This is a genomic window from Streptomyces sp. NPDC006265 (genome assembly GCF_040613555.1).
Taxonomy (GTDB): domain Bacteria; phylum Actinomycetota; class Actinomycetes; order Streptomycetales; family Streptomycetaceae; genus Streptomyces.
Window position 1 is genome coordinate 1 of record NZ_JBEXSH010000562.1, and the last position, 5893, is coordinate 5893.

The window sequence follows — 5893 nt, forward strand, 5'->3', positions numbered from 1 at the left end:
GAGCACGGGCCTTTCGGCCCGATCTTCACACCGCTGCTGAGCGGCACGCAGTCCGCCCGCCCTGCCCCCACCGACTTCTATCTCGCCACGAAGTGGGGGAGGGCGACCTGGTGCGTGAAGCAGCTTTCCGTAGGGAGGCACAGGTCGCCTGGCGCCTGTCCCACCCGAACGTCGTCGCCGTCCACGACCACGGCGCCGCCGACCTCGACGGCCGCCGGGTCCTCTTCCTGGCCATGGATCTCGTCGACGGACGGCCGCTGAACACGCTCACCGGCCGCCCGCTTCCCGTGGCCGCGAGCGTGACCTTGGCGATCCAGATCATTGAGGCCCTGGTGGCCGCCCACCACCGCGGCATCGTTCACCGCGACCTCAAGCCGTCCAACATCCTCATCGACCCGGTGGCCGGCGGCACCGCGAAGCTGTGCGACTTCGGCATCGCCCGCCTGGCCGACGCCACCCACCACACCCTGACCGTGACCGGCGTCGCCATCGGCACCCCCGCCTACATGTCGCCCGAGCAGGCTCGTGGAGATAGCACCCTGAGCGCACCCAGCGACCTCTACTCGCTCGGCTGCCTCCTCCACGAGCTCCTCACCGGCTCCGTCCCCTTCACCGGCACGGGCTGGCAGATCCTCCACCAGCACCTCCACGACGTGCCGGTCCCGCTGTCCGCCCTGCGCCCCGGTGTCCCACACGAGCTCGCGCAGCTGGTCCTGGAACTTCTCGACAAGGACCCCGACCGCCGGCCGACCGCAGCCGACACCCGCACGCGGCTCACCCGTCTGCACACCGCGCTTGCCGCCTCCGCCGACGCACGCACCGTGACAGCGCCCGGGCACCCGCCCACGCTGGTCGCCACCACGACCACCGCCGGCCGCCACCGTGAGTCGGGCGCCCGCGGCACCGCCGTGTGCGCGGGCGGCCTGACCGCGGCCGTCGTCACCGGCACCCTCTCGCTCACCACCACCGTGCCGACTCCCTGGACGGCCGGCCTTGGCGGTCTCGCAGGGCTGCTGCTCGCCGTCCTCTACCTTCTCGACCCGCCCCAGCCACCGCGGCCAGGGGAGCTGAGGATCACCACGGCCGCCCTCATGACGCTCCTGCTCCTCACCGGCGGCGTGGCACTCGCCGTCCTCGCAACCGACTTCTCCCTGTGGGCGGCCGCCCTGGCCATCAGCGTCCTCGGCGGGCCCGCGATGGTCGCCTGCGCCAGCGGTGTCTGCCGCCTGGTGGAGCACACGCTCCACCGCGCGGCTTGGCATGGCGACCTCGCGACGAACGCCGGCGCCCTGCAGACCGCCACCGTGCTGCTCGCCGCCCACTACGCCGGCCTTGCGTCCCTCACACTCCTCGCCGCTGGCGTCCTGTTGTGGCCGGCCACGGCTCTTCTCACGGCGGTCCTCACACAGCGCCGAACTCGTCACGAACTTCTTGCGCCGGCCCGGCCCGGAACCAGCGAGCTCGGGCGTGTCACCCGGTCCCGGTCCGCCGTTACCTCCACATGAACGGCGCCACCACCGTCTCCGGCGAGATCATTCCTCGCTCAGTGATCGACCAACTCCTTGCCACGGTCGGCTGCTCCGACGGTGTACGCGCCCGTGCGAACAGCACTCTCGCCGAGGAAGCAACCTACAAGTACGGACTGGCCTACGGACTCTCCGGCGGCCGCGACCTCCCCCACGATGCTCACAGCGCCGGCATCGACAACCTCCTGGGCCACGCGGTGCCGGCGGTCGTCGCTTTCGCCCTGCACCACCTGGGTTCACTGCTGCCCGACCTGACGATCGAACAGTGGGAGCGCCTCAATGCCGTCGCCACCACCTTGCACCTGAAGATCTGCGAGGACCTGACCGGAGCGAACGGCACCGGCGACGACCCCTGCGCCCCTGTCGATGCCGTGCCCGATGACGTGCACTGAGCCGTCCGGCCCCCGGCGCCGGTCTCCACCAGCGGCAATCCGACGATCAGTGTCGATATCCCTGACCGCCTCTATGCTGCGCCGCACAGCGCGCCAAGACCTCGCTCACCCCATCGGCACCTTGGAGTACCTCACGCTGGGCCGGGCACAGCGGCACGCGGTGGGGCACTGGCAGGCGATCCCCGGGCACGCCGGCAACGGCGGTGGGCAGACGCCGTCCAGCAGAACCAGAGCAGAGAAAACCGGTGTGCCCGGTCCCGAGTCCTGCCGATACTGGCGACGAAGGAAGTGAGGCTCCCGTGCCGCAGGTCGAACGCAGTGTTCTCGTCGTGCTCATGGAAGCGGCGCAGGTCGCCGCTTCCTACGAGGCCATCGCCGCCGTGCTCGCGGCCGCCGACCTCGATACGAACACAACCGCTGCACAGCAGCACGAGGCGCTGCTCGCCGCGCTGCGACTGCGGCTATCCGGTACCGGCAAGTCCCAGGACTTCGCTGCGCCGCTGGCCGGCCACCCGCTCAAGGGGTGGCTGGCGAGCCTGTCCGAGGCGACCGCCGACCAGTTGGAGATCTGGAGCGCGTACGCCGAGGCCGTCAGCCACCCCTTCGTCCGGGGCCGACTGCATCACCTTCTACTGGCCGCGGGGCACGGCCGCAAGCCCAATCACATCAGGAGTGCGGTCACCGGGTACCTGGACGCGGCACCGCTTCTGCTCGCCACGCCCCGGCGCTATCGCGGCCTGGTGGGCGCGACCGAGTGTCTGCGCTGGGCGGGAGACCTCGCCCGGACCTTCAATCAGACCGATCTGTGCAAGCGCGTTACCGCCGACACGGCTGCCCTGGCCGAACGCGTCCTGGCCGCTACCGAGGACCAGCCGGGGATCGTGGCCGGCCTTCTGGACGCACTGCGCGTTCAGCGCTACGGAATCTCGGATCTCGCGGAACGCGCCGCACATCGCTACGCCGGCGATGTGCACACCCACGTCGACTTCCTCAAGTTACTTCGGGAGGAGGCGCCCGAGTCCCGCCGGACCAGCATCGACACCGCGATCGTCAACGCCCTCCTCGACGCCGCCGACGCCGACACCGGGTTCCGTCGCCACAACCTGCTGACCCGGGCTGCGACCGAAGCCCGCGATCGAGGTCTTTCCGAACTGAGAGTGCGTGTGTCGGCGTACACACGATCGTCCCCGGTCGCGTACGAGTGAAAAGGGACGCTTGATGGTGCGGTGAATCGTGGTGCTCGGCATTCTGCTGCTCGTCCGGTGAAGGGTGGCGGAGGGCGGTGACGCGGTGGTTTTGGACCCGCAGCGCTGGCTGGAACTGCGGCGGTTCCGTGCTCTGGTCGAGTCAGGGGCGGTCAGTCTGACGGAGGTGGCCAAGGAGACTGGGCTGGACCGCAAGACGGTCCGCAAGTATCTGTCGAGTACGGCGGCGTCGGTGCCGCCGAGGCGGACGTCGAACGGCCGGCCCCGGAAGAAGGTGGTCGACGAGGTTGCCCCGTTGATCGACGCGATGCTGCGGGCAGAGATCCTCATCAAGGGCGCCGTGGTGCACGAGCGTCTGGTCAAGGAGTACGGCTCGACGATCAACTATCAGCGGGTCAAGCTCTACTTGCAGGAGGCCCGACCGCGGATCGCGGGTGAACTGGGTATCGAGCCGCGGGAGTTGGCGGGTATGCATCGCCGCTTCGAGGTGGTTCCCGGGGCCCAGGCTCAAGTCGACTGGGGCGATGAAGGCAAGATCCTCGCCCACCTGGGAATTCCGAAGGTCTACTCGTTCCATATGGTGCTGTCGTACTCGCGCGATCCGTTCTGCTGCTTCACCACGAGCCAGGACCTGCAGACCTTCTTCGACTGCCACCGGCGGGCATTTGCGCACTTCGGCGGGGTGCCGATGTCGATCGTCTACGACCGGACCAAGACCGTCGTGCGCCGGCACGTCGCCCCGGGCGAGGCGGTGCCGCTGCATCCGGAAGCGGTCGGCTTCGCCGGCCACTACGACTTCGACATCGACGTGCTGGCCGCCTACCGGCCCACCGGAAAGGGCCGGGTCGAACGCCAGGTGTTGATCGTGCGTGATCACGTGCTGGCCGGGCGGGCGTTCTCCTCGCTCGAGGAGCTGGATGCCGCCTTCATGGCGTGGGTGCCGCAGCGACGCGCCCGCACCCACGCCACCCACCACGAGGTCATCGGACACCGTGCCGCCCGGGATCACGCCGCCCTCAAGCCGTTGCCACCCTCGCCCTATCTGGTGGCCGAGCGGCATCTGCGGCCGGTCGGCAAGGACTGCCTGGTCGCGTTCGGCGGAAACCTCTACTCGGTGCCCGCCCGCAAGGTCCGCCCGCGTCAGCTGGTGGAGATCAGAGCGACGAAATCCCAGGTCATGCTGCACACGACCGTCCCCGACGCCAGCGGCGAGACCCTGCTGTCCATCCATCCCCGGGCGGTCGGCCGCGGCGTGGTTGTCAAGCAGAACGAGCACTGGGACGGCCTGCCGACCGGCAAGAACCGCCGCACCACGACGGGCGACGAGCCGCCACCACCGCGGAGCGAGTCCTCCGCGTCCGGTCGCATCGGGCCGTTGCAGGCCCTGTTGAACCGGGCCGCCGCAACCCAGATCGAGGTCGGGAGGCGGCCGCTGTCGGTCTACGACGAACTGACCGGCACCCGGCCCTTCACCACCAACTCCCCGACGAAGGAGTCGTCTTGAGCGAGCTGACCGGCAACCGCATCCGCACCACGGCCGGCAAGCTCGGCCTGCCCCACCTGGCGGAGACCATCAACGAATACGCCCGCCGGGCCGACGAGGCGAAGATGGGCTACCTCGACTTCCTCGACCTGGTCCTGTCCGAAGAGCTCGCCGTCCGCGACGACCGCCGCTTCCGCCAGGGCCTGCGGCTGTCGAAGCTGCCACACCACAAGACGCTGGACGAATACGACTTCTCGTTCCAGCCCGAGCTCGACCCGCGCAAAGTCAAGGACCTCGCCAGCCTCTCCTTCGTCGACGGCAAGGCGAACGCCGCCCTGCTCGGGCCGCCCGGGGTCGGAAAGACACATATCGCCGTATCCCTCGCCGTCGCGGCCTGCCGGGCCGGCTACTCGATCTACTTCACCAGCCTCGATGACATGGTCCGCAACCTGAAGGCCGCCGAAGCGGCAGGCCGACTGGTCAACAAACTCGGCACCTACCTGCGGCCGAGCGTCCTCGTGGTCGACGAAGTGGGCTACCAGCCCCTCGAACGCGCCGAGGCGAACCTGGTCTTCCAGGTCATCTCCAAGCGCTACGAGAAGGGCTCCATCATCCTGACCTCGAACAAGACCTTCAGCGAATGGGGCCAGGTCTTCGGCGACGAGGTCCTCGCCACCGCGATCCTCGACCGCCTCCTGCACCACTGCGAAGTGATCGCGATCAACGGCCCGAGCTACCGGCTCAAGAACCGCCTCCAGGCCATCGAGCGAGAGACCGACGTGGCCTAACAACTGGGGACGTTCAAACGTACCGGCCCGGCCCGAAGGGAGAGTACCCCGACAGCGTGCCGAGATGGCCCTGCAACAGACCAACCCGGACTCCTTGGGCTTTACTCGGCTCGGTCGCCCTCTCATCCCCCCGCCGGGACTGCTGGCCGGGGCCCGCGCATACATCGACGCCGCCGTCGATCTGCGAGAGGCGCTCTGGCGAACCGCGCAAGACGTCCATCCGGCGATGCGCGAGCACACCGACGACGCGCACGCACTGGACGGTCTGCTCCGTATCCCGCGCACGCGCATCAACACCGTCGGCCCCGTCCAGGTCGCCCCGCCCGTCGACGCCGACGACGACCACGTCGTCGGACTGCAGGTCCTCGCGATGGAGTTCCTTGGGCACCTCGCCGCCGAGCAACTCGACCGCATCCGCGAGCGTTTCGAACCGGACGAGGCCGCACCCACGAGGACATCACCGCGGACCTGGCCGCTGTCGCCGCCGGGCCGCTGCCGC

At 69.4% G+C, this 5893-nt stretch carries 6 protein-coding genes; all 6 read left to right on the forward strand.

Annotated features, from left to right (window positions below; translation table 11 throughout):
• The first annotated feature begins 110 nt into the window (after positions 1-110).
• A complete protein-coding gene (locus tag ABZ281_RS33835; RefSeq protein ID WP_356661754.1) occupies positions 111-1505 on the forward strand; it encodes a serine/threonine-protein kinase in 1395 nt (464 codons plus the stop codon).
• A complete protein-coding gene (locus tag ABZ281_RS33840; protein WP_356661756.1) occupies positions 1502-1918 on the forward strand; it encodes a hypothetical protein in 417 nt (138 codons plus the stop codon). The genes ABZ281_RS33835 and ABZ281_RS33840 overlap by 4 nt, the downstream gene beginning before the upstream one ends.
• Before the next feature lie 299 nt (positions 1919-2217).
• A complete protein-coding gene (locus tag ABZ281_RS33845) occupies positions 2218-3123 on the forward strand; it encodes a hypothetical protein (protein WP_356661758.1) in 906 nt (301 codons plus the stop codon).
• Positions 3124-3208: 85 nt separating this feature from the next.
• Complete coding sequence (gene istA, locus ABZ281_RS33850; protein ID WP_356661760.1) at positions 3209-4627, forward strand: IS21 family transposase; 1419 nt, start codon at positions 3209-3211, stop codon at positions 4625-4627.
• Positions 4624-5394, forward strand: coding sequence for an IS21-like element helper ATPase IstB (istB, locus tag ABZ281_RS33855; protein WP_356661762.1), 771 nt, complete (start codon positions 4624-4626; stop codon positions 5392-5394). Before istA ends, istB begins: the two co-directional genes overlap by 4 nt.
• Positions 5395-5458: 64 nt before the next feature.
• On the forward strand, positions 5459-5893 hold a 435-nt coding region (locus ABZ281_RS33860; RefSeq protein ID WP_356661764.1), incomplete at its 3' end, for a hypothetical protein.

Coding starts and splice junctions, on each gene's coding strand:
- ABZ281_RS33840 (WP_356661756.1), top strand. CDS start 1,502: ATGAACGGCGCCACCACCGTCTCCGGCGAGATCATTCCTCGCTCAGTG.